Annotated in this window: 19 protein-coding genes and 1 tRNA gene; 13 read left to right on the top strand and 7 right to left on the bottom strand. The window is 33.9% G+C overall.

Annotation, left to right across the window (positions count from 1 at the left end; translation table 11 throughout):
- Positions 1 to 1,437, top strand: a complete 1,437-nt coding sequence (locus tag OO775_RS02115; protein WP_264845360.1) for a metallophosphoesterase — start codon at positions 1 to 3, stop codon at positions 1,435 to 1,437.
- A gap of 75 nt (positions 1,438 to 1,512) precedes the next feature.
- On the opposite strand, the gene OO775_RS02110 is transcribed toward OO775_RS02115, so the two are convergent.
- The 3 genes from OO775_RS02110 to OO775_RS02100 all read right to left on the bottom strand — a co-directional run bounded on the left by OO775_RS02110 (position 1,513) and on the right by OO775_RS02100 (position 7,928).
- Positions 1,513 to 2,802: a UDP-N-acetylmuramoyl-tripeptide--D-alanyl-D-alanine ligase gene (locus OO775_RS02110; RefSeq protein WP_264845359.1), complete on the bottom strand. Its 1,290-nt coding sequence runs from the start codon at positions 2,800 to 2,802 to the stop codon at positions 1,513 to 1,515.
- Between the two features lie 63 nt (positions 2,803 to 2,865).
- Positions 2,866 to 4,566, bottom strand: a complete 1,701-nt coding sequence (gene gldJ / locus OO775_RS02105; RefSeq protein ID WP_264845358.1) for a gliding motility lipoprotein GldJ — start codon at positions 4,564 to 4,566, stop codon at positions 2,866 to 2,868.
- A 104-nt stretch (positions 4,567 to 4,670) separates the two neighbouring features.
- The gene (locus tag OO775_RS02100; protein WP_264845357.1) at positions 4,671 to 7,928 is read right to left on the bottom strand and encodes a protein O-mannosyl-transferase family; all 3,258 of its coding nucleotides are present in this window, start codon (positions 7,926 to 7,928) and stop codon (positions 4,671 to 4,673) included.
- Between the two features lie 151 nt (positions 7,929 to 8,079).
- Here OO775_RS02100 and OO775_RS02095 point away from each other — a divergent pair.
- The 6 genes from OO775_RS02095 (at position 8,080) to OO775_RS02070 (ending at position 14,507) form a co-directional block, all read left to right on the top strand.
- Positions 8,080 to 8,150: transfer RNA gene (locus tag OO775_RS02095), tRNA-Gln, on the top strand.
- Between the two features lie 110 nt (positions 8,151 to 8,260).
- Positions 8,261 to 9,238, top strand: a complete 978-nt coding sequence (locus OO775_RS02090) for an acyl transferase (RefSeq protein ID WP_264845356.1) — start codon at positions 8,261 to 8,263, stop codon at positions 9,236 to 9,238.
- Between the two features lie 220 nt (positions 9,239 to 9,458).
- The gene (locus OO775_RS02085) at positions 9,459 to 11,756 is read left to right on the top strand and encodes a hypothetical protein (protein ID WP_264845355.1); all 2,298 of its coding nucleotides are present in this window, start codon (positions 9,459 to 9,461) and stop codon (positions 11,754 to 11,756) included.
- 442 nt (positions 11,757 to 12,198) lie between these two features.
- Positions 12,199 to 12,855 (top strand): PQLLE family protein, encoded by a 657-nt coding sequence (locus OO775_RS02080; protein WP_264845354.1) that lies wholly within the window; start codon positions 12,199 to 12,201, stop codon positions 12,853 to 12,855.
- A gap of 161 nt (positions 12,856 to 13,016) precedes the next feature.
- The gene (locus OO775_RS02075; RefSeq protein ID WP_264845353.1) at positions 13,017 to 14,033 is read left to right on the top strand and encodes a DUF7638 domain-containing protein; all 1,017 of its coding nucleotides are present in this window, start codon (positions 13,017 to 13,019) and stop codon (positions 14,031 to 14,033) included.
- A 42-nt stretch (positions 14,034 to 14,075) separates the two neighbouring features.
- Entirely contained in the window at positions 14,076 to 14,507 is a 432-nt protein-coding gene (locus tag OO775_RS02070; protein WP_264845352.1) for a hypothetical protein, read from the top strand.
- Positions 14,508 to 14,580: 73 nt separating this feature from the next.
- On the opposite strand, the gene OO775_RS02065 is transcribed toward OO775_RS02070, so the two are convergent.
- Positions 14,581 to 14,727 (bottom strand): hypothetical protein, encoded by a 147-nt coding sequence (locus tag OO775_RS02065; protein ID WP_264845351.1) that lies wholly within the window; start codon positions 14,725 to 14,727, stop codon positions 14,581 to 14,583.
- 98 nt (positions 14,728 to 14,825) lie between these two features.
- On the opposite strand from OO775_RS02065, the gene OO775_RS02060 reads away from it, so the two are divergent.
- From OO775_RS02060 to OO775_RS02050, 3 genes are all read left to right on the top strand, one after another.
- Positions 14,826 to 15,161: a hypothetical protein gene (locus OO775_RS02060; RefSeq protein ID WP_264845350.1), complete on the top strand. Its 336-nt coding sequence runs from the start codon at positions 14,826 to 14,828 to the stop codon at positions 15,159 to 15,161.
- A gap of 31 nt (positions 15,162 to 15,192) precedes the next feature.
- On the top strand, positions 15,193 to 15,351 hold the full coding sequence (locus OO775_RS02055; protein WP_264845349.1) for a hypothetical protein: 159 nt from the start codon (positions 15,193 to 15,195) through the stop codon (positions 15,349 to 15,351).
- A gap of 242 nt (positions 15,352 to 15,593) precedes the next feature.
- Positions 15,594 to 15,734 carry a hypothetical protein gene (locus OO775_RS02050; RefSeq protein ID WP_264845348.1) on the top strand — a complete coding sequence of 47 codons (141 nt, stop codon included), beginning with the start codon at positions 15,594 to 15,596 and terminating at the stop codon, positions 15,732 to 15,734.
- Between the two features lie 39 nt (positions 15,735 to 15,773).
- Here OO775_RS02050 and OO775_RS02045 read toward each other — a convergent pair whose 3' ends face one another.
- Together OO775_RS02045 and gmk are read right to left on the bottom strand one after the other, a co-directional pair.
- Entirely contained in the window at positions 15,774 to 16,703 is a 930-nt protein-coding gene (locus tag OO775_RS02045; protein WP_264845347.1) for a DUF6929 family protein, read from the bottom strand.
- 6 nt (positions 16,704 to 16,709) lie between these two features.
- Complete coding sequence (gene gmk, locus OO775_RS02040) at positions 16,710 to 17,276, bottom strand: guanylate kinase (RefSeq protein ID WP_264845346.1); 567 nt, start codon at positions 17,274 to 17,276, stop codon at positions 16,710 to 16,712.
- Between the two features lie 360 nt (positions 17,277 to 17,636).
- On the opposite strand from gmk, the gene OO775_RS02035 reads away from it, so the two are divergent.
- The 3 genes from OO775_RS02035 (at position 17,637) to OO775_RS02025 (ending at position 23,659) form a co-directional block, all read left to right on the top strand.
- On the top strand, positions 17,637 to 18,113 hold the full coding sequence (locus OO775_RS02035; protein ID WP_264845345.1) for a hypothetical protein: 477 nt from the start codon (positions 17,637 to 17,639) through the stop codon (positions 18,111 to 18,113).
- 304 nt (positions 18,114 to 18,417) lie between these two features.
- On the top strand, positions 18,418 to 21,651 hold the full coding sequence (locus OO775_RS02030; protein WP_264845344.1) for a SusC/RagA family TonB-linked outer membrane protein: 3,234 nt from the start codon (positions 18,418 to 18,420) through the stop codon (positions 21,649 to 21,651).
- Between the two features lie 10 nt (positions 21,652 to 21,661).
- Positions 21,662 to 23,659, top strand: coding sequence for a RagB/SusD family nutrient uptake outer membrane protein (locus OO775_RS02025; protein WP_264845343.1), 1,998 nt, complete (start codon positions 21,662 to 21,664; stop codon positions 23,657 to 23,659).
- A gap of 60 nt (positions 23,660 to 23,719) precedes the next feature.
- Here OO775_RS02025 and OO775_RS02020 read toward each other — a convergent pair whose 3' ends face one another.
- Entirely contained in the window at positions 23,720 to 24,577 is an 858-nt protein-coding gene (locus tag OO775_RS02020) for a YicC/YloC family endoribonuclease (RefSeq protein ID WP_264845342.1), read from the bottom strand.
- Positions 24,578 to 24,580: the final 3 nt, after the last annotated feature.

The following is a 24,580-nucleotide window of genomic DNA, read 5'->3' as shown; positions in this document are numbered from 1 at the left end:
ATGAAAAAAATATTTTTGACAATAGGCTTTGTTTTTATAGCATTACAATCATTTTCTCAAAAAGCTACTTTGCACTTTACAAATGAAGATACGTTTAAAATCGTTCAGTTTACAGATTTGCATTGGAATGCAAAATCGGATAAAATGCCTCAAAATGTAAGCGTAATAGAAAAAGTATTACAGACCGAAAAACCCGATTTAATTGTTTTTACAGGCGATATTGTTACTGTACCCCCCGAAGAAGAAGCGTGGAAACGTTTAGCAACAGTTGTTGAGAAATTTAAAACACCGTGGACGATTATTTTTGGTAATCACGATGAAGACCACAATTTAAAAAAGCCAGAAATTTTTAAAATGATGAAAAATTATCCATATTTTCTGGGAGAAGAAGGCAATGTCTCGGGAGTAGGAAATTTTACACTTCCTGTTTATGGAGACAAAGGGAACATAGAATCTGTTTTATACTTTATCGATAGCCATTCAGGGTCGCAATCTCGAGCGTTGAGTAAATATGATTGGATAAAATTTGACCAAATCGATTGGTTTCGCAAACAAAGTGATTTATACACCGCTAAAAATAATAATATTCCAATTCCTTCATTGGCATTTCTTCACATTCCACTCCCTGAATATGAGTATGTTAAAAGTAGTGAAAAAACAATTGGCACCAAAGATGATAACATTGGTAGTTCTGAATTTAACTCAGGAATTTTCACAGCTTTTTCTGAGAAAAAGAATGTAATGGGTGTTTTTGTGGGACACGCACATAATAATAATTTTATCGGAACGTATAAAAATATTGCCCTTGGATATGGAAACGTATCAGGATTAGATGCTTATGGCAAATTGCCCAGAGGAGGAAGAGTAATCGTGCTGAAGAAAGGAAAATTCGCTTTTGATTCTTGGATTCGTACCGAAGAAGGAATTAAGGATATGTTTCACTATCCATCAGAGTTAAAAGAAATTTCAAATACAACAAAGTTATCAAAATCTTTAAATGTAAAACCTTCAAAAAAAGGAATTCATTACAAATATTACGAATTTGATGATAATATAAAATCGGTTCAAGACATAGCGAAATTCCCTGTAAAAAAACAAGGTGTATATTCTACAATTTTTGCTGAAAATATAACGGCAAAAGACCATTTTGGATATATCTATTCGGGCTATATTTTTGTTCCAAAAACTGCTAATTATAAGTTTTATACGTATTCGGACGAAGGTAGTTTGCTGAAAATAGATGATATTGAGTTAGTTAACGATGACGGAGGACATAGACCCCAGCGTAAAGAAAATATCATAGCGTTAGAGAAAGGATTTCATAAAATAGAAATCCTATACTTTGAAAATATCAAAGGACAAGTGTTAGAAGTGGGAGTATCAAGTCTTCATTTTCATGAAATGGTCATTCCTGCGGATTGGTTATATTTGAAATGATTATGTGAACATAGATACCTGTCTTTTAATTGAAAGAAAAGGAAATAAAAAAATCCCTGAATTTCAGGGATTTTTTTATTCAAAATATGCTACGATTTGTTCCAATTTCATAGCTCTTGAACCTTTTATCAAGAAAAATGTATCTGTATAATGCTGTTTTTCAAGATATGAAAGCACATCATCAGTCGATTTGAAATGTTTGTAATTATTACTAGTATTTCCAAAATTTTCACCAACTAAGAGTACCTCATTCCATACATTATTTTCTAAATAAGTAACAATTTGCTGATGTTCAAAATGACTTTCTGTACCCAATTCTTTCATATCGCCTAAAATTACTATTTTGTTAGGATATTCAATCTGTTTGAAATTATCAATAGCCACCTGCATACTACTTGGATTTGCATTGTAAGCATCAAGTAATAATTTATTTCCGTTTGCTTTCTCAATAATTTGCGAACGACTATTACTCGGTATGTAGTTTTCGATGCCTTTTTTAATAGCTTCGTATGATATTTTAAAATACCTTCCCACGCAAATAGCTGCTGCGATATTATCAGCATTATAAACGCCTGTTAAGTGCGAATGTATGGTTGTATTTTCCGTTTTTATGCTTACAAAAGGAAACGACTGTACGATTTGGGCGATAATATTAGCCGAATTGTTGTTTTTTACAGAGAAAGAAAAAATACTCGGGTAGTTTTGTAGCTTTTCTGCTTGAATTAAATTATCTTGGTTGAAAAAAATAGTCTTTTGGTGCGCCATTAGATATTCGTAAAGCTCACATTTGGCTTTAATAACGCCCTCAATGGACAAAAAACCTTCCAAGTGAGCTTTACCAAAATTGGTAATGTAACCAAAATCAGGCTCGGCTATTTGGCACAAAAATGCAATTTCATTCGGGTGATTTGCTCCCATTTCTACAATAGCAATTTCAGTAGAAGGCTTTATTGACAAAAGTGTAAGAGGTACCCCGATGTGATTGTTCAAATTCCCTAGTGTCGCAATAGTATGAAAAGACTGATTTAAAACACTGAAAATTAGTTCTTTAGATGTGGTTTTCCCATTGCTTCCTGTTATGGCAATAATGGGAGTTGCGAGTTTTTTTCGATGAAAATTGGCTAATTTTTGTAACGTTTCCAACGAATTATCTACCAGAATCGTATTTTTGACAGATTGATATGCAGGATTATCGATAATGATGTATTTAGCACCATTATCAAAGGCTTTTTGGGCGAATGTATTTCCGTCAAAGTTTTCTCCATTAAGGCAAAAAAATAAACTATCTTGTACGTTTTTCCGAGTGTCAGTAGAAACAGAAAAATTACATTCTTGAAATTTGCTATAAATAGACTCAATACTCATTTGTTTTATACTTTAATTTAATAAAAAAACTCTGAAAATTATTTCAGAGTTTCTAGTTATTTATTATCCACGTGATGTTTTTTTCTTTTTAGCTTTAGAACCTACTCTACTCATTGCACAACGGAAACCAATATAATTAGTTGCGCTATATTGTGGTAAGTATCTTCTTTGAGCAGGATCTAACCAATAAGCTCTATCTCGCCAAGAACCTCCTTTGAATACTCTTGCTTCATCATCAATAAGAGTTGTTCTATCATTTGATTTATCGGATTTTTTTATGATTCTACTATCGATATTAAGAATTTTATCATCAGGAGAATTATACATTCCTCTTGAAATATTAGCTTTATTACCTGTGTAGGCTACGGTTTTAGATGTAGATAGAGAATCACCATAGTATTCTTCAAGTTCTACAGAATGTTTTTTAAATTCTCTACTTGATTCATTGTCTCCATCACGATAGTTACGATTATCACTACGATTGAAGTTATAACGAAGGTAAGTTTCATTCTCATCAATAGCAACTTTAGCTATGTCTCCAGGTAAATTACGAGCAATAATACGTCCATTGCTTAGAGTGTCATAGGTAATGTTAGAACCAGAAACAACTTCTACTTTACCATCTTCACCTATTTTGTGCTTGGTATAAACATTTCCTCGATAGTAATTAAAATCATTCATATCATCATCTACAATAGGACGATATACGTCAGCAACCCATTCGGCAACATTACCAGCCATATCATATAAACCAAAGTCGTTCGGAGGGAAAGATTTTACAGCAACAGTAATATCTCCACCATCATCAGACCACCCAGCTAAACCTCCATAATCACCTTGTCCTTGTTTGAAATTAGCCAATTGATCTCCAATGGTTTTACGCTTGTCAGAGCGTGTATAAGCTCCTTCCCAAGGATATTTTTTACGCCCTCGAATACTATTATATCTACGTAATCCATTAAGAGATTTTGCTGCATATTCCCATTCTATTTCTGACGGTAAACGATATTCTGGTAATAAAATTCCGCTAGTTTGTTTTGCATAAGTAACATCACCTTCTTTATTAACGGCTTTTCTACCTGCAAATTCACCCATTTGTCCTCCATAAGCTTTTTCAGGAGCATTCAAATACGTATCAGTACTGAAAGTTCCATCAGCAGTTACTTCATATCGTGAGTTTTTTTCAACATAGCCCTCTTGTTCAAGAATAGCTTCATTCACACGGTTTGTACGCCACGAACTAAATTGAACAGCCTGTACCCAATTAACACCAACTACAGGATATTCCGAATAAGCAGGGTGTCTTAGATAGTTAGTTACCATAGTTTCGTTAGCTCCCAGAGGGTCACGCCAAACAAGTGTATCAGGAAGAGCACCTAAGTAAATATTCTTGTATTGTTCTTCTTCTGGAGGGAATACTCGCTTTAACCAATCAAGATACTCCATGTACATTTTGTTGGTAACTTCTGTTTCATCCATATAAAAGGACTGAACGTGTTGCTGGCTTGGAGAGTTGTTCCAATCGTGCATTGGGTCATCTTGGGTTTTTCCCATAGTAAAGGTACCACCTTCAACAAATACCAAACCTGGACCAGTTACTTGGTCTTTGAAATCAGTATTGTATTGAAAACCACCTTCTTTTGAATTGATTTTCCAACCGGTTGCACTTGAAGTATTCTTATCAGAACCTTTTTTACAACCAACCATTAGTACTGTTGTTAAAATAGCTACTACAATGGAATTTTTTAAACTTCGTATATTCATTTTTAAACAAAATTTTTCATTTTCTAAATCGGGGGCAAGTTACTATTTTTTTTTAAACTGAAAAATTTATTTTCTTAAAAAATATAAAAAAATATCAACAATTTTTATTTAAGGCTATCAATCTCTGTATTTTCAAGGGTTTTAACTGGTTTAAGAGGGTCGGTTGCTAATAAGTTTTTTATGTATTTTTTGAAAATTTCCTCTTGTTTTTTATAAAAATTATCATCTTTATTGTCTGCAATTATCGAAATAAGCGATGCATAACGTCTTAAATCGTATTCAATTTGTTCTGAAATATTGTTAAATTGATACGGGTGTAATGTTAAATAATAATTAAGATATTCCTGATACTTTTTGACAACTTCCTCAAATATAGCACGAGCTTTTTGTGTATCTCCTACTTTATAATAACCATTTATCACAGGTTCTAATGTAAAATAATAGCCATAAAAATCAATTGGAATACGTTTGATAGATAAATCAAGGATATTTTTCGCTTTATCCAATTTGTTTTCTTGAATTAGAGCTTCACTTAAACGAATCAATTTCTCACGAAACATAGTGCCATTTCTACGAGTTTCAGGGTCATGATATATAGTAGGGCTATCCATATTGCCCCATTCCCACGAAGTAACAATTTTGTACATTAGTTCAGTGTCTATTCGTCCCATATCATACGGATTGTTCTTGTCGATAGGTGTTTTTATAGGAACTAATTTGAACACTAAGCCATCTAATTGCAAATAATCTTTCATCCAGATATATTCTTCGCTACTGAAACTTCCTCCGGTGAAGTAAATAGGGCGTTTCCAGTCATTATTAGCAATAATATCAAGCATTAGAAGTCGATTTTTCCCAAAACCAGACTTAGGCAAATCAATATCAATATAATCAACGATAAGGTCAGCATCTTTTGCAGAAACGACACCGCTTTTCAGTACATTTTCTTTATTGACAGGGATACGGATTTTATTGGTCGGGTAGCTTGCATACTGAATAGCCTCTCCTTCAATATCAAGTTCTATTTTGGTTTTTGGATCATCGCTGGCAATCCAAGTAATCAAATCTTTCACATTCCAAGTTTTGTCAGATTTTCCGCTGTAATAAATAGCGTCGCGCACGCCATAAGCATATTTGTCGTGTGTAAGTTGTGAAGGTATTGGCTCACTTGTGTAGGCTTTTCGCTTCATTTGGTCAATGTACCAATCGGTAGCCAAAAGGCTTGTGTTGATAACTCGAACATCTGTGCGATAATTTTCTACCTCTTGCATATACCAAAGTGAGAATGTATCATTATCACCGATAGAAAAGAGCATAGTACCTTTGTTTTTATCAACAGAATCCAAATAGCTTTTTGCCATAGCTCGGGCTGTATATTTGTTGGAACGGTCGTGATCGTCCCAGTTTTGTTGAGCCATTCGTACAGGAACCAAAAGCAAACACAAAATACTGACGGCAGGAGCTACAATTTTAGTATTGATAAAATCTTTTAAAGCATCAAAAAGTCCATACACACCCATTCCTATCCAAATAGAAAAAGTAAAGAAAGAACCAACCAGTGCATAATCTCGCTCGCGAGGTTCAAAAGGTCTTTCGTTCAAATATATTTTTAAGGCAATACCAGTGAACATAAATAACACGAAAACAACCCACGTATAACGCTTACTTTTCCAGAGATGAAAAACAAATCCTAAAAGTCCTAATAATAATGGAAGGAAAAAATACGTATTTCGTCCTTTGTTTTGAGCTACGTCCGAAGGGAGGTCTTTCTGTGGAAGACCTAAATGTATTTCATCAATAAAATCAATACCTGAGAGCCAATTCCCGTGATTGTCTTTTCTACCCTGTATATCATCTTGTCTTCCTACGAAATTCCACATAAAATAACGCATATACATATAGTTGATTTGGTAAGAAAACAGATAATGCAGATTTTGCCAAAAACTTGGTTTTTCTATTTCTAATATACTTTTGTATTGAGATAAAATACGTTCATAATCTTCAAAATCAAGTTCACCCTTCGCCATTTGACTACGAATTTGAGCAATAAGTTCTTGTGCTTGTGGCTCATTTATATATTCAGGTCTTAGCTTGAATTTCAAAGGCTTTGACATCATCATATAATTGGCCGCATGGTCTGAACTCCACATACGAGGTAGAAAACCTTCGTGGGTTGAATTAGGAGCTATACGTGCATTCTTATAGTGATTAACAATGATGTATTTGCCTGATTTGTAATCTCTTTCGTATTTGGGTTTTTCGTCTATGTATGGATTAGTAGGATTTGGATCAGCATACTTATCCGAATACATAGGTCCATAAAATAAATGTGTTTCAGGATATTGTTCTAAGTTATAATATGCTAAAAGAAGACGAGCATCCGTGGGGCTATTTTCGTTAATTACTACATCAGCATTGGCTCTGATGGGAATCATAAGCCAAGAAGAAAATCCAACGAAAACAAACAAAAGGCAAAGTGTAATTGTCTGCAAATAAGGCTTTTGTTTTTTGTAAGAAAAGCGAAGAGCCCATACAAAAAAAGTAATGATTACAATTCCAGCGAAAATAGTTCCAGAATTAAAAGGAAGTCCTAAACTATTTACAAAAAAAACTTCTGTCTCGCCAAAAAAAGCTAAAGTGTAAGGAAGTATCAGTTTGAAAATGAGCAACAAAATAGTAATAGAAACAATATTGGCAATAAGAAAATTCTTTATATTTTTCTCATAATGCGAATTGAAAAAGTATAGCATTCCAATAGCAGGAATTGTCAAAAGTGCCATAAAATGCACTCCAAAAGAAAGCCCTACAACCAATGAAATCAGTAATAACCATTTATTTCCTCGTGGAGTGTTCAAATTATCAGTCCATTTTAACCCCAACCAAAACATCCCCGACATAAAAAGCATTGCCATCGCATACACTTCGGCTTCTACAGCATTAAACCAAAAACTATCTGAAAATGTATATGCCAAAGAGCCTACAATTCCGCTTGCTAACACAGCAATAGCTTTTGAAAGAGAAAACTCATCATTTTCTTTTTTAGTTATTTTTAGAGTAAGATTTACAATAATGAAATATAAAAAGAGAATGGTAAATGCACTCGAAAAAACAGACATATAATTTACCCAAAGCGCTATTTTTTCTGCAGAAGAAGCAAACGAGGCAAAGAAAGCTCCAACCATCTGAAAGAACGGAGCACCAGGAGGGTGTCCTATTTCAAGTTTAGCAGCAGTGGCTATGTATTCTCCACAATCCCAGAAACTTAGCGTTGGTTCAACTGTCAAAGCATACGTAATTAAAGCAATAAAAAAAATAGTCCAACCTGTAATAATATTACATTTCTGAAAATTTTTTTGGGTCATAATCTTACAATATTATTTTTAGGAGGCGAATATACTAAATAATTATGGTATAAACCTAATTTGTAATCATAAAAAAATATTTTTTTAAAAAAAGTAAAATATATTTTGCAATTTCAAAAAAAGGTTATATCTTTGCACCGCAAATAAAAAATGGTCTATGGTGTAATGGTAACACAGCAGATTTTGGTTCTGTTATTCGGGGTTCGAGTCCCTGTAGACCAACGAAAATGTTAAGATTTTTTTTGTAAAATTTGAAACCACCTAAAAAGGTGGTTTTTTTATTTAGATAGATATAGAATTTGTATATTTGCAACGAAAGAAATTTATAGTTTATGGACAGAGAAGCTCTTTTTTCAGTTTGTGATACAAATTTTGAGCAAAAAGCTCTTGAAGTTTTTTGTTTTCAATATGAAAATAATAAAGTATATAAGCAATTTTGTAATTTACTTGATAGAAATCCGCAAAAAATAACCTCTTTACAAGAAATTCCTTTTCTTCCAATAGAATTCTTCAAGGAAAGACCTATTTTTTGTGGAAATACACAACCCCAACATTTTTTCACAAGCAGTGGAACTACTCAAATGATACCATCTAAGCATTTTGTTAAAGACATTCCTTTGTATGAAGAGAGTTTTCAGCGCGGATTTGAACTTTTTTATGGAAAACCACAAGATTATACAATTTTAGCTCTTTTACCTTCGTATTTGAAGCGTTCTGGCTCGTCTCTAATTTATATGGTAAATGATTTGATAGCGCATACTCAAAATGCTCAAAGTGGTTTTTATTTATATAATATAGATGAATTAGCTTTGAAAATCAATCAATTAGATGCTTATGGACACAAAATTCTGCTTATAGGTGTGTCTTACGCTTTGTTAGATTTAGTCGAAAAATATTCTTTTTCCTTACAAAATACGATAGTTATGGAAACAGGAGGGATGAAAGGCAAGCGAAAAGAACTAATAAGAGAAGAATTACATCATATTCTTTGTCAAAAGATGGGAGTGCAAGCTATTCATTCAGAGTATGGTATGACCGAAATGCTTTCACAGGCATATTCGCAAGGAGGAGGAATATTTAAACCCGTTCCTTGGCTGAAAGTACTTGTTAGAGATCCCGAAGATGCCTTTTCTTTCAACGCTTGTGGAAAAACAGGAGGAATCAATATTATTGACCTTGCTAATATTCACTCGTGTAGTTTTATTGCAACACAAGATTTAGGAAGAATATTTTCTGATGGAACTTTTGAAATTTTGGGCAGATTCGACAATGCCGATATACGAGGATGCAATCTTTTAACTGTTAATTAAATCATAAATAGTATCTGACGCAAAAACATTGCGTATCTGTGTTTTACCTTTGCAGCAGAAATGATAAAAAACAGGTCAAGTGGGAGTTACTTCAACTCTTTTAGGACAGAATACTCCCACGATTACCTTTAAAATACATCAGGTCAAGGCTTTCTTACTTCTAAAATAACCTGTTAAGTTACTAAGAAAGCCCATTACCTGACTTTTTAACTTATTTATTATGAAAGATTTGCAAAGAATAGCCATCAGGCAGGGTAAAATTTACATCAAAGAGGCTCAAACAACCTTCCGAGAGCCTAAAAAAACTTCCCTTTTGTTACTAAATACGCTCAGTAAGCACGGATTTGAAGTCAGTGAGGCACTTTTGTACGCCCTTAGTACCCTTTCAGAGGCGGAAATAAGCGAAATAGTAACCTGTATCGAGGAAATACTTGGGACGAAGCTCAATTGGACACCTCTTGTCAAGAATTGGGACATCCCCACTGGCGAAACTATCTACGACCACTGGATAACAGCCTTCTACAACGATGAAATAAACGATTTTCCCTCCCTCAAAATATGGGAGTATTACTACGATAACGCCTATGATTATGACCTTTACCAAGGGGTGCGGCTCAATTGTGGTCATTTGATTCCGAATGGCACTTTTCCACTGCATAGATACAACGGTTGCCCTTTCTGCGGGACTCCTTTTGTGTTCGATAAGCTAAAACTCGAACACAAAGGCAGTAAAAGGAGGCTCCTCGACCTATGGACAGATAAAGACATCGTTCTATATTTTGAGAATATCCTTGCTTCGAAGATTCCGTTAGATGCTACGCAGTCCGATAGCCTCAAAATCTTATTAAAAAACATTGATTACCAAGGAAATATCACTATTTCGATGAAAGAAACCCTCGTTTTGGTGGTAGATGAACTCATTGCTCAGGGAAAAGGCGAACAGGCAGGGCATTTTTTCAAAAGTCCGACTGATATTATGCGATATTTGTGGTATAAAAAGACTGGTTTTCTGCAAATTATCGAACCGAAGACCCTTATCAACAAAAATGCGAAGAATCACAGCCATATTTCACCTTTGCACAACCTTAGTACCTTTGCCAAAATAGCTTCAAAACAAGATTTAAAGCTAAAATACACCCGAAAAGAAGCCAAAATGGTGGCAAATTGGCTCAATTCGATGGAATTAACCCCTGAGAAGATGGCAGAACAGATGCATCCGAAGCGGAATATGTGGGTGCGGTTTATCCGTGCCTTACGATTGGCTGAATATAGCAAAAAATCGGGCTTTGAGAACCTTCGTGAGCTGTTGGACATCTTCTACAACCAAGTATATGAGGTCTGGCAGGGCAGAATAAACCATTTTCGGATGAAAAGCGACGCCGAAAACACTTTTTCATTGCTCAAACAACGCCCAGGACTCTTCGCAAGGTCTCTTTTTGCCAATATGCTTTGGTTTGGAGCCGATATTACCATCGAAGCATTCAAAGAAATCACTCCAAAAGTGCCGATGCGACTCCTTTTGGCGTTGGAATCGTACGCAGGATTGTATTTTCAGCACGAAACAACCCGAAGTGTTCGCTCAATAACGGGCATTCGCAAAAATATACCTGCCAATCAGTATACTTCGTTGTATTCTAAGGAAGAACTCAGTCAAATGACTAAGCAAATACAACAACTTTGCTTAAAAGCATTCAAGGAGCGATTTGAAAAGCAAGAGGTTGATTTTCAGAGAATATATATTGACCCTGAATTGTACAAAATTCCGTTTCCGATAGGCGACAGAGGGCAGAATATACAGGACTTTGAGCCTACTTTTATGGGCGAACGCATTCCGTTAGAGGGCAACACCATTCGGTTATTTATGCAATGGGGCGAAGGACTTCCCGCTCAGCATTTGGATATGGATTTATCTTGTAATATAGCCTATCACAACGGAGAAATGGCAGTCTGTAACTACGCAAATCTGACCACGAAGGGAGCAAAACATAGCGGCGACATCAGGGAAATTCCCAATAAGGTAGGAACAGCCGAGTACATCGAGATAAATGTAAACGAATTGCGTAAAATGAATGCCGAATATGTTACTTTTACCTGCAATGCGTATAGTGTGGGGAGTATTTCGCCAAATTTGGTGGTCGGTTGGATGGATTCAAAGCACAAAATGAAGATTTCAGAGCGAAGTGGCGTAGCGTACGACCCCTCGTGCGTTATAAAACAGGTGCGTATCTCTCAAACACTGCAAAAAGGACTCGTTTTTGGGGTGCTTGATGTATTAAATGCCGAAATTATCTGGTTAGAAATGCCTTTTGACGGACAAACAGTACATAATTTGGATAGAGATGCCGTAAGTGCGATGCTTTTAAAGCTACAATCGAAGATAAGCATCGGTAAAATATTAAAAATAAAGGCAAAAGCCCAATTTTTAGAGGAAGTTTCTGACCCAACAATCGCCGATACCATTTATAATGTAGCGTGGGCAAGGAAAATAGAGAATCTAAACTCGTTGTTAATAGACTAAGGATTTATTTCACTGAAAAACCTTTGTAAAATGGGTGTAATAGCTTTTATTACAAAGATTTTTTTGGTTATAATAACAAATAATAAGAGCGGAAAATAAGATTTTAAGGGCGGAATATAGAAGAATGAGGGAGGAAAATAATATTTTAGGGGCGGAATACAGAAGAATAAGGGCGGAAAATGAGATTTTAGGGGCGGAATGCAGAAGAATGAGAGCAGAAAATATTGTAGAGATGCAATGCATTGCGTCTCTACGGGTGTAAAAAAAATTCCATAAAAAATAAAATAATTAAAATATTTTTTGTAACTTGTCCCCTGAATAGGATTTTATAAAAAATCTTCCTTTTGATAAGATACCAAATGGCATTAAAATAAGAAAAATAGTGTTTTACACTTATTTTATAAACACCAATATTGTTCAATTTATTAAAAAGAAAAAAGCTATGGCACAAAAAAATTATTTTACCAACGAAGAAATGCTTCAAAATGCCAAAATTCTTTTTGAAACATTAGAAAACAACAGCAAAATTGCTGAAAAATTAGACAATTACGGCTATTCTTCCGATGAAATTGCCAAGGGGAAATCCCTGTACACTGCTGCTCAGTCCAAATACGGCGTTAATAAGAAAGAAACTGAAGAAGAAAGGGTATCGTATCTGAATTTTAAGCTAAAAATGGACGATGTTAGCAAACTTTATCGCGAACATCGCAACAAAGCGAGGCTCGTTTTCAAAGAAAATGAGATAGCTAAAGTAACTCTTGGGCTGAATGAAAAAACATCGGGGGTAATTATTGTTCTGTTGGAAGAAATGACTCGATTTTATGTCAATCTTAGTCAGCAAGAGCCACTTAGAAAGGCTTTGGAACGCGTAAAAATAACTGAAGAAATGGTTAATAATCAGATTTCGGCGGTAAACGAGGCAAAAGATTTGTACGCTACCTATTCGCAAGAAAAAAACGAAAGCGAACAGGCTACAAAAGACAAAAATAAAGCCTTCGAGAACCTTGATAAATGGATGCGTGAGTTGTATTCGTACTCAAAATACGCCCTTGCAGAAGAACCTCAGTTCCTGCAAATGTTCGGAAAGTCTGTTCGCTAAACTTTTAACCATAACTGTCATCGGAATAAGCCTTTGGCAGTTTTTTTAATCATTATTAGCTAAAAAACACCCACTTGTAGACACTTTGTAGACGCTCGTTTTGATTTTTTATCGAAAAAACCCTATATTTTTGCAACCAATAATCATTAAATAAAAGTATTATGACATTCAAATCCTCAAATAAAGTTTATAAAACACAAGAAATTCAGGGAGTTTCTATTCCTGCAATTATCCAAAATGGTGGTTATCATTTCGTAGATTTAGATATTTACGAAAATGGTAGAGTATATTGCTGGAATTTTCACGATTTTGAGATTTTTAAAGATGAAATAAAGCAAGAATGGGTAGTTTTGAACATTCCTGATAGAGAAAATATCTCTATTTTTAATCTTGGCAGTTGGAAAATTAAAAATTCAAATTGGATTTTTAACAAAAAGAGCTTTATTGATTATGTAGAGAGCCTAATTCGAGAGATGAATCCTCAATGGAAGAATATTTATACTTATGTTGAAAGAAAAATAGGTGAAGTTACCATTGGTGAAAATGGAGAAGGAACTATTTATAAAGAAAAATATCCTGATAATCCTTTTGACACTAAAAAAATTGATGGCAAAAAAATAAATCTTTTCTATAAAGAAAATGGGACATATCATTTAGTAAAAGTGTTGGCTTTTGCAGACAGAACTTTGCAGATAACAAGGCTTGAAACACCTTTTGAAGTAAATTTTGAAGAATTTAAAAAGCTCGTAGCAGAGAAAAAAATCATTACCAATCCGCCTAAAAATACTATTATAAACATCTATGGATTAGGAAGTTTCACTATTGATGATAAATCGTGGAGCAATGACATAGAAGATATATTAGGTGAGTTAGAGGAAACTTTCAGAAAGCTAAATAATGAGCCAACTTACTTCGACCTTTGCAAGAAAGCCTTTGAAGAATTTAAAAATAATCCTACGTTGGAAAATAAAAATCTATTGCAAGAGGCTTACGAGCGAGTTCCAGAGCATCAACAGATGTATTTAGGCGATATGGATACCCGCGACATTGAAATACGAATGATTATCTACGGAGAGGAGGAAATTGAGAATTGGTCACACTATCAAATTGCTAAAAAATTGGGCGATGAGCTTCCGAATATTGAAATTCCAAAGATAAAAGACAAAAATGAAGAATAAACAAAAGAGAACTACAATAAAATAATTAAAAATTCCGAAATTATGAACAAAATTAGTATCAAATCTTATGAAAGTGTAGGCGATTTTACTTTCGAAAAGACTCAAAAAGAGATTATAGAGCAATTTGGAGAGGCTTCCAGAGTAGAAATAGATAATATTATGGGAAGAATCACTGAATTTCGCAACGCACAAGAGCTTATTTATGATAAAATAGGGAATAATTATATTCTAAATCAGGTGATTTGCTTAAAAGATACCACTCCTATCATTGAAAATTACGATATTTTCAGTTTAGGATTAGAAAAACTTAAGGAAATTGACCCCAATTTTGTGGAAGGAAAGCATTACACTACTTTTAGAACATTAGGCATCAGTTTGGGAGGTTTTGGCAAGAAAAAAATTCCTGAAAAACGCCTTTTGATAGCTTTCAGCAGAGAAAAATTAGATTTCTTTGAAGATTTTGCAATCGTGTGAAACCAAAAAATAAGACAATGACCGAATTTTAATTATATTAAAACGCTTTTTAATATTAAAGAAAATGATGGATTTAATGATGAAGAGCTACAAAATATCCGAAAAATAAGTCCGAATATTCCGCAAGTGTTGTATGATTATTATTTTCAGTTAGGAAAAATAGTTGAGCTGAACCAAACGCAAGATACTTTGCTGCTTCCTGAGCAAGTGCAATGGTCAAAAAACGAGGATTATTTTATTTTTTATGCTGAAAATCAATAGGCTTGTCTTTGGGCGATTCATAAAGATGACCTTACGGAGGAAAATCCATCTGTTTATATGAGTAAAGATGAAGAAACTTGGGAAAAAGAGTTCGAGACGCTCACGGATTTCTTCAATGCAATGGCAAACTTACAAGCGGTGTTTGGTTTGGACTATACTTCGGAAGATTTTTTGTTTATTAACGAGGAAGAATTGGAATTTATCAGGCAAAATTTCCAAAAGAAGCCTTTCACTTTTAGCAAGTGGATAGGAATTGATTTTTATGGCAATTCTGACAGCGATGTTATTGCTATTTTTAATAACGGAACTTATTACGATATGTGTTATGCCGCTACCAATGAGGAAGATTTTAAAGAAATTGATAGTCGTATTGGCAATCTTGGCGAGAAGTAAAAGTAAAATAATCAACATCAAATAACTACCAATGACCAAAGGCAATCTAATACTAATCCTGCTGATAATCATAGAATTAGTAGCGATACTAATAGCTTTGCTCACTGTCCCCACAGCGAAGTTATTAGCTGTAAATACTTTCATTTTGTTAGGAATAGGGAGTTATGTGTCGCTTTCGTTTGTGTGGTAGCTATTGCCATTCACAAAAAAGAAGGGAATGGTGTTTTTGTTTGTGTTTATGAGTTCTGTTTGGCTTAGTTTAGTGGGATTTTGGCTTGTTTTATTGCAAATTGGGTTATTAATATGGGCATTTACCCACGGAATACCCAATTTTTGGGAGTATTTATATTACTTTATTGGTATAAATGCAGTAACCATTCCTTTAATGATTCTCTTTATGATATACTTGAAGGAAAATTTTAAAATTATTCAGTGAAATGGCGTATTTATAACCGAAATGATGGGGTTAATGTGTTTTGGTTTCCTAACGATAATACACAAAAGCATTTTGCTTCGCTCATCGAAAAGGAGTATTTTGAGAATCCTCTCCTTACCGATGAGCAGTGTTATTAGCTTGAGGTGGCTTATGGAAAGCTCACAACAGGGATCGGCTTAGTGTGATGCCGTGATTTTGATTAGACGTGTATTTCCTTGGTCGTCGTCGGTTATAAGCACCATTGTGCAGTCTTTTTCTGAAGCGGAAACAACTGTTACAGACTCTACTTTGAGGTTTTGTTCGGCATTGGGAATATTCGTGAAGCTCTTTATTTTGGGTTGGTCAAAATTTGAAATATCTATGATTCCGATGAGGCTTCCGATGATTTCGCCATCGTTATATGCATCGTCCGTAGCCTCAACCGAAGCAGTAACAACGATTTCTGAATTACTCAGAAAAGTAGCTCCCGAAAAACCAGCCTCAACTCCTTCAATGATAGGTAATTTGGCTTGTGAGAACGATAAATCGGGTACTTGATTTGTTTTTAGGCTTTTGAGAAAGGTTTGATAATTGGTTTTGATAATAACATTGTTTGCACGATTAAAAAAGTAGAGAAATCCGTTATTGTACGCTGTGGCTTCAATGTTTAACTCTGTATCTTTCAGAGGCTTGCTATTTCGTATAGTATCATAGAAAGATGTGATAAAATACCTCTCAATGACAGGCTTATCTTCTAGAATCACTCTGATGAAGACATCGCGTTGTGGTAATTTTGACCCCGAACCGAAAATGACCAATTCTTTATCAGAAATCATTTCCAAAGTCTCAAAATCCATCTTCTTTTTCTTTTTAATTCGGTTTCCTTTGAAATTTTCTTCGCTTTCTTGGTACAAAAGTATCTTGTTTTCGATTTGGAAATCCGTATTGATTACATACAAAAATGGGCTATCATCGCCGATGGCATAAAGTTTTCCGTTAGCATATCCTATGCCCGAACCGCTCGGAAAATCAGTAATGGTTTGGATATTGTCAATGGAGATGTGCATTTTTTTGCTACAATTGGTTAAGATGAGGACTATCATCAAAATAGCGAATGATATTTTCATGAAAATCTATTTCTCTAAAAAATTTCTGATAATTTTTTCGGTTTGAGCTACGGCAGTTGCAAGATTATCATTAACAATAATTTGATCGAAATGAATGGCTTGTTCCATTTCTTTTTGTGCTTTGGCAAGGCGAATAGCTATTTTTTCAGCAGAATCGGTTTGGCGATTTTCCAATCGTTGTCGCAAAATGTCGATACTGGGTGGTTGGATAAACAGAGATAATGCTTTTGTTCCAAATTGTTTTTTGACATTGATTCCTCCGAAAACATCAATATCAAGTAAAATATTTTTTCTTAATTGCCATAATCGTTCTATTTCTTTCTTAGAAGTCCCGTAAAATGTCTTGGTATAGACCTCTTCCCATTCTAAAAATTCTTGATTTTCAATTTGTTTTTTGAATGCTTCTACTGAAATGAAATAATAATCAATTCCGTTTTGTTCCTGTCCGCGTGGCTCACGAGAAGTTGTAGATATAGAAAAACTTAAGTTGAGGTCTTTGCATTTTAATAATTCGCGAACGATGGTTGTTTTACCACTTCCCGAAGGTGCTGAAAATATGATGAGTTTGTTCATACTTAATAAAAAGACTTTTTTATATGTGGCAAAAGTACTATAAAATATGATAGAATCCAAATCAGTTAAGAACATTATATTACAACGAGCTAAGAATAAATAGACATTTTTTTATAATTATTGAAGTTTAGAATCTATATTTTGAGTTATTAAGAAAATATGTTTTTTGGTTAAAAAATGAATATTTAGTGTTGTTTTTGTTATAAAATAACTATTTCTTCTATGAATGTGTTAAAGTTGAGTTTTAATTAAATAAAAGAAATATTATTAAAATATTTTTGTACTTTTGTATGACAAAACAAATAATATCTTTTATTCTTATTTTAGAAATATAATTATTAGTAACAATAAAATATATATATGGCAATTAGTAATTTGAATAATGTGCATTTGACAGAAGAACAAATCACAGCTATCGCAGAATCGCTTACTGCTTTAGAAAAAGCATTGGAGCCTTTTAAAATTAATCTTACAGCCGAAGATCGTAATCGTTATGGTAGAGTCAATGAGCAAAACAAGTTGTTTATCAATAAAGTAGCTGAATATGCTTCTTTACAACCTCAACTTAGAAGTATTGATGTAGATTGGGAAGAGTTTTTTAGAGATTTTAAAAGTCGAGCATTATGCGAAAATACGATAAATCGTTTAGAAGGTTTTTTAAATAGACTGAAAAATGCTAAAATCCTTCACGATTATGATAATTATCAAGATGCTCTGAATGATTATCAATATACGAATTTTCGAGCAGCTACCAATGCAGTAGGTTTTGAAAATAAACGTAAAGATTTGAAACAATTTTTTGCAAAATCACGTAGAACAACACATACAAGTCAGTAAAAATACCTTTGCATATATACTTTGAAACTTAGATTTGAGTGATAAAGGTAGCTCTTTGAGTATTATTGATGTTTAAAAGAATAATTTAGATAGTAAAAAAGATAAAAAATAATCTAATTATGACCTCTGAGGTAATATTTTTTATCAATTAGGTTGTTGTTAAGATGTTTAGGACTATAATTACTATCGAAAATACCAGTATGAGGAATAAAAAGATAATTAAAAGAGATTTGATTTTATATAAAAGATAAAAAATAAATCTTGACCTTGTGGTATAAGAAGATGAAACCATAAAATTATTATTATGAATAAACCATTATTTTTTTCAATCAGACCTACTCAATGGCTCTTAGTGTATATATTATTGGGAGTTTTGAGTATAGAAAATATTTATGGGGGGGGGGTAAGTATTAAGAATAATTTACTACTATACCAACAACAAACCATAGAAGTGAGGGGGATTGTTTCCGACAACAAAGGAGAACCTATACCAGGTGTAACCATTGTAGTGAAAGGTTCAAAAGACAGAGGTACAACTACTGATTTGGATGGAAACTATTCGTTGCGTGTGGATTCTGATGCTACATTGGTATTTTCTTTCGTAGGATTTCATACTGAAGAAATAGCTATTAGGAATAGAAAGATTATCAATGTAAAATTGGAAGAAGAATCTCAACAACTTGAAGAAGTTGTACTTATTGGGTACGGAAAGCAAGAAAAGCAAAAAGTAGTTAGTTCTATAGCAACGGTTGAGGGAAAATCTATTGAATTGCCTTCACGAGGACTTACTAACAATTTGGCTGGTCGGATATCAGGATTATTAGCTGTACAGCGTTCTGGAGAACCTGGATATGATAATGCTGAATTATGGATACGAGGAATTAGTTCTTTTGCAGGAGGTACAGGAGCCTTAGTTTTAGTCGATGGTGTTCCGCGTAATATCAATGATATTTCGCCTGAAGAAGTTGAAACTTTTACTATACTAAAAGATGCTTCGGCAACAGCAGTATATGGTGCAGAAGGAGCCAATGGCGTTATCTTAATTACTTCAAAACGAGGGAAAATGCAAAAAACAAATATTGATGTTCGTGCAGACTATATTTTAAATCAACCCACACGCATTTTACAATTTTTAGATGCTCCAAATTGGATGCGTCTTTATAATGAAGCCAAATGGAATACTGTTGGAAATCCTGCACCTTCATTTTGGGGACTGGGACGCTATCAACCCGAATTTACTGAAGAGCTTATTGCTAAACATGCAAGTGGAGAAGATCCGGATATCTATCCCAATACACGTTGGACAGACCTACTTAAACCTTTGGCGCAAAATCAGCGACTCGCACTTAATTTTAGAGGAGGAGGAGATAAACTTCGTTTCTTTGTAGCAACTTCTTTCTTTAATGAAGAAGGGTTATTTAAATCGAACCCGATTGATGCAAATGAATATGTTAAGGAAAAAGTATATGATGTAAATATTGGTTTGCAACGTTATAACTTACGTACCAATATAGATATGGATGTAACTGAAACTACTAAACTCAAAGTAGATTTGAGTGGTCAGTATTTAACTACCAATTATCCTGGCACGGGTGTAGGTTCTATTATGTCTCAAATCTTTAATAGTGCTCCGCATCTTATCCCGATGGTGTATTCTAATGGATATCCTTCTCAATATAGTACAGCCAATGGCTATGCAAATCCATATACATCTTTAAATTTTAAAGGATATATTCGAGAATATCGAGTTAATATGCAAAGTAATGTAGGAATTGAACAGCGTTTAAACTTTATTACCCCTGGTTTATATTTTAAAGGGAGTGTGAGTTTTGATGCTGATTTTGTAGCAAAAGTAGATAGAGAAAAAAGACCAAATACATATTTAGCTACAGGAAGAGATGCCAATGGAGAACTGCTCTTGAAAAAAGTAATGTTGGGTCAAAATACGCCTACCGAAGCTCGTGGAGGAGCATTTAGTGGAGGAAATAAACGTATTTATGTAGAAACTTCATTTAATTATAATAGAACTTTTGGGTATCATTCGGTTTCTGGACTTCTTTTGTACAACCAAAAAGAAGAACAAAAACAAGGTATTGCTTATTTGTATAAGAAACAAAATATAGTAGGACGTGCAAGTTATGCATTTAATAATAAGTATTTTACCGATATAAGTTTTGGTTTTACAGGTAGTGAAAATTTTGCTCCAAATCATCGTTTTGGTTTCTTTCCTGCAATTGGAATAGGGTATTTAATAACTAATGAAGCAGTAATAGGAAATTGGCTACAAAAAAATTATATAAATAAGCTCAAACTTCGCTTATCTTATGGACGTACGGGGAATGATCGTATTTCTAATGATGTTAATGACAGGTTTCCTTATCGTGAGCGACTTAATTGGACCAATGAAAATATCACATTAGGCTTTGGTAATGGAGCAGAGAGTACAGGAAGAATAATATATGAGCGTACTCCTTTTAATCCTAATATTCAATGGGAAATAGAAGATAAACGTAATATAGGGTTTGATATAAATCTTTTTAATGCAATAGATTTAACACTTGATTATTTTAATAATTATCGTAAAAATATCCTTATTACGCGAAATACTATTAGTTCTATTACAGGTTTTCAAAAAAATCCATATCAAAACTATGGAGAGGTCTCTAATTGGGGAATTGATGCAAGTATGAATTTTAAAACTACTTTTGATAAATTCACTTTAACTGCATTAGGAACATTTACTTTTGCTCGTAATAAAATTATAGAACAAGATGAAATACCACGTAAGGAAGCATATCAAAATCAAACAGGAACCCGTATTGGTCAAGTAACTGCTTATATTGCTGAACGCTTATACCAAGATAGTGATTTTAATATAACGACCAACCCTACCACTGGGGTTAAAACATATACTTTAAAATCAGGCATTCCTATTCCTAAATGGGGGGCTGTGTTTCCTGGAAATATTAAATATGCCGATTTAAATGGAGATGGAGTTATTGATGAAGGTGATTGGACACGAACTCCTGATGGTGTTTATCCGAACAGACCTGAAATTGCTTATGGATTTGGTTTCTCGTTGGATTATAAAAATTTCTATGTTTCTACATTTTTTCAAGGAGCTGCCAATGTAAGTGTTTATTTATCACCTACACAGATGATGCCTTTCTCAGGAGTAGATCCACGTGTTACATCGGCTAAGCAATTTGCACTAAGTCGCTGGACTGTTGAAAATCCTAGTCAAAATGTGGTATTGCCACGCCTAATGCTTGAAAATAAAAATATTAACGATTTGAGACAAAGTACTTGGTGGCTACGTAACGGAAATTTTCTTCGTTTTAAAAACTTTGAAGTTGGTTACCGATTCCCAAAAGAAACTGTATCTAAAATGAAAATGAAAGCTTTTCGTATTTATATATTAGGACAAAACCTTATGACGTGGGATCATATTAAATATTATGATCCTGAACAAGGAGGTAATTATTATAATTATCCTTTGCAAAGAAGCTATAATATAGGAGTTGATTTAACTTTATAAATGAATTACAATGAAAAAATATATTATTATACTACTATTCTCTATTTTTATACTTATGAATATCACTTCGTGTAGTAAATACCTTGATGTGCAAGATGATTTTTCAGCATCAGATAGTGTAGATTTCGTACTAACAGATAATCCTGCTCAAGCACGTCGTTTTCATGGTGGAATATACAATGCTCTTCCTAATTACTCGGCTTACACAGGAGGAGATAGAAATGGAATGCAAAACCCTTGGGTTTGTTTAAGCGATGATATGGTGGCATACCTAAATGGAAATTTAAAGACAACTCCTATAAATGGATATTTAGCTACTAATGCACCACATCATCGTTGGGATCAATTGTACAAAGTAATTCGGATTTGTAATGTATTTTTGGAGAAAGCTAAACCCATTGGACGAGTAGGAGAATCTGATTCTATCAATGAAGAAGAATTAAAACGACTGAAAGCAGAAGCATTTTTCTTTCGAGCATATTCTCATTATTTATTATTTGAATTGTATGGTCCCATTACAATAATGTCGGGTAGAGTAATTCATCCTTCGCAAACAGATATTCAATTTGAGAGAAATTCGGTTGATGAAGTTGTTGCAGATATTGTAAAAGATATAGAACAAGCCTTGGAAGGACTGTATGAAACCCACTATATAGGTGATACTTTTGACGAAAAAAGAATTGTTAGACCAACCAAAGGGGTTGCTTTAGCCCTCAAAGCCAAAATACTTACCTTAGCTGCATCTCCATTGTATAATGGTGAATATACTGAAGCTTTGAGTATAATTAATAATAATGGCAAAAGGCTTTTTCCAGATAAAGACCCTAACAAATGGGAGAAAGCCAAAGAAGCATTAGAAGCATTTTTTGCTTATGCTAATCAAGGACATTATGAGTTATACAAAAGTGCTAATAATGACCCTCATTTAAACGTTTATGAAGTATTTCAAAGATATAATAAGGAGATTATTTGGGCAAATGCCATACAAAATTGGAAAGATGTGGAGTTTGCTCAAACACCCCGTGATATACAAGTCCCTTCGGGAAATGCACTTGCAGGAACAATAGGAGTACCACAAGAAACCGTAGATGCTTTCTTTATGGCAAATGGGCTCAAAATAACAGACCCTAATTCGGGTTATATAGATTATGGAAAAACTAATGTTGAAAATCCCGCAACATTGCATACACCACAAGGAGGAACAGCAATACGAATTACAGATCCCAATATTTCTAATATGTATGCTAAACGAGAACCTCGTTTTTATGCTTCTATAATGTATCAGGGTAGAAGTTGGCATGATATTACAACCAATAGAAAAATGCAAAACAAAGATGCTAATTTGGCCAAAGCGACTCGTGTATTTTTCTCCAAAGATATTTCCTCAACTTCTGTGGATAAAAATATAGGGTATCGAGAAAAAGTAAGTAGCAATAATACCACAGGAGGATATCCTACAACAGGATATTTAGCATACAAGTTTAACAATCGAACTATTCACCCTACATTGGGAGGAGCGAATAAAGAAGTATATCGTACTTCCATCATTTTCCGTTTAGCGGATTTTTATTTACTATATGCAGAGGTGCTTAATGAGATTAACCCTAATGATCCTAAAATTGTAGAATATTTAGACAAAATTCGTGAGCGTGCAGGAATACCTGGCTATCAAAAAATGGCAACTGATGGAATAAAAACAGGTATTATAGGCAATCAACAGGCAATGCGTGAAGCCATTCATTTGGAAAGACGTATTGAACTTTTTGCCGAAGGACAACGTTATTTTGATGTAAGACGTTGGCTCGTTGCAGATAAAGAAGAAGGACGACAAGGAGGGTATTTTAAAGGAATGAATATGAACGGAAATGAATCGGATGGAACATTTTACCAAAAAGTAAACAATGATCCTTTACCACGCAAATTTGAACGAAGAATGTATCTGTACCCAATTCCTTATACAGAGATACAGAATAATAGAGGTACATTAGTTCAAAATCCTGGTTGGTAGATATCTTTTATAAATATAAATCACAAAGATGTCAATAAAAAAGAGGCTTTTAGCCTCTTTTTATAATATGTTCAATATTTGTTCTTTTATTTTTTCCAACTCGTCTTTCATTTGTACGACAATTTGTTGCATAGGAGCGTGATTAGCTTTTGAACCCAATGTGTTGATTTCTCGTCCAATTTCTTGAGAAATAAATCCGAGTTTTCTTCCATTAGAAACAGAATCATTTAGTGTTTCTGTAAAATAATTCAAATGGTTAGCAAGCCGGACTTTTTCTTCGGTAATGTCCAATTTTTCCAAATAAAAAATAAGTTCTTGTTCAAAACGATTTTCATCAACTTTGTCACGAATCTCAGTAATTGATTTATCAAGTCGCTCTCGGATTGTTTTGAGACGTTCGGGGTCTATTTGTTCGATTTTTTCCAAAAGTTGTCGGATGTTTTGTATCCGAAGTTCAAGTTCGTTGTGTAAGATTTTCCCTTCTTTTTGCCGATATTCTTGAAGTTGAAAAATAGCTTCTTTGATAACTTTTGCAATAATTTGAAATTCTTCTTCACTAATTTCTTCAACAGGAGGAATTAGTGCATCGGGCATACGTACAGCCATTTTGAGCAATTCGGTAGGGTCGCCGTCGACAACATTTTGTAGTTGGGCGATGTATGAACGAACCACCGCTGTATTGATGATAGAAGAGGTTTTGTCAGTTGTATTTTCAATAGATAGTGTGAAATCTATTTTGCCTCGTTGGAGCAAATCACCAATTTTTTTGCGTATTTCTAGTTCTTTTTCTTTGAAAATCAATGCAATACGTGCATTGATATCTAAGTTCTTGCTATTGAGCGATTTGATTTCAATATTTATTTTTCTTTGGGCAAGTTGAATAGAACTTTTCCCAAAACCTGTCATTGATTGTAACATTGA

It is taken from the genome of Capnocytophaga catalasegens, assembly GCF_026005215.1.
In the GTDB taxonomy this organism is placed as follows: domain Bacteria; phylum Bacteroidota; class Bacteroidia; order Flavobacteriales; family Flavobacteriaceae; genus Capnocytophaga; species Capnocytophaga catalasegens.
This window is presented reverse-complemented; position numbering and strand designations above follow the sequence as displayed.

Excerpts from the sequence above, each read along its gene's own strand:
- OO775_RS02115 (WP_264845360.1), top strand. The coding sequence starts at position 1 with ATGAAAAAAATATTTTTGACAATAGGCTTTGTTTTTATAGCATTACAA.
- OO775_RS02110 (WP_264845359.1), bottom strand. The coding sequence starts at position 2,802 with ATGAGTATTGAGTCTATTTATAGCAAATTTCAAGAATGTAATTTTTCT.
- gldJ (WP_264845358.1), bottom strand. The coding sequence starts at position 4,566 with ATGAATATACGAAGTTTAAAAAATTCCATTGTAGTAGCTATTTTAACA.
- OO775_RS02100 (WP_264845357.1), bottom strand. The coding sequence starts at position 7,928 with ATGACCCAAAAAAATTTTCAGAAATGTAATATTATTACAGGTTGGACT.
- OO775_RS02090 (WP_264845356.1), top strand. The coding sequence starts at position 8,261 with ATGGACAGAGAAGCTCTTTTTTCAGTTTGTGATACAAATTTTGAGCAA.
- OO775_RS02085 (WP_264845355.1), top strand. The coding sequence starts at position 9,459 with ATGAAAGATTTGCAAAGAATAGCCATCAGGCAGGGTAAAATTTACATC.
- OO775_RS02080 (WP_264845354.1), top strand. The coding sequence starts at position 12,199 with ATGGCACAAAAAAATTATTTTACCAACGAAGAAATGCTTCAAAATGCC.
- OO775_RS02075 (WP_264845353.1), top strand. The coding sequence starts at position 13,017 with ATGACATTCAAATCCTCAAATAAAGTTTATAAAACACAAGAAATTCAG.
- OO775_RS02070 (WP_264845352.1), top strand. The coding sequence starts at position 14,076 with ATGAACAAAATTAGTATCAAATCTTATGAAAGTGTAGGCGATTTTACT.
- OO775_RS02060 (WP_264845350.1), top strand. The coding sequence starts at position 14,826 with ATGAGTAAAGATGAAGAAACTTGGGAAAAAGAGTTCGAGACGCTCACG.
- OO775_RS02055 (WP_264845349.1), top strand. The coding sequence starts at position 15,193 with ATGACCAAAGGCAATCTAATACTAATCCTGCTGATAATCATAGAATTA.
- OO775_RS02045 (WP_264845347.1), bottom strand. The coding sequence starts at position 16,703 with ATGAAAATATCATTCGCTATTTTGATGATAGTCCTCATCTTAACCAAT.
- gmk (WP_264845346.1), bottom strand. The coding sequence starts at position 17,276 with ATGAACAAACTCATCATATTTTCAGCACCTTCGGGAAGTGGTAAAACA.
- OO775_RS02035 (WP_264845345.1), top strand. The coding sequence starts at position 17,637 with ATGGCAATTAGTAATTTGAATAATGTGCATTTGACAGAAGAACAAATC.
- OO775_RS02030 (WP_264845344.1), top strand. The coding sequence starts at position 18,418 with ATGAATAAACCATTATTTTTTTCAATCAGACCTACTCAATGGCTCTTA.
- OO775_RS02025 (WP_264845343.1), top strand. The coding sequence starts at position 21,662 with ATGAAAAAATATATTATTATACTACTATTCTCTATTTTTATACTTATG.
- OO775_RS02020 (WP_264845342.1), bottom strand. The coding sequence starts at position 24,577 with ATGTTACAATCAATGACAGGTTTTGGGAAAAGTTCTATTCAACTTGCC.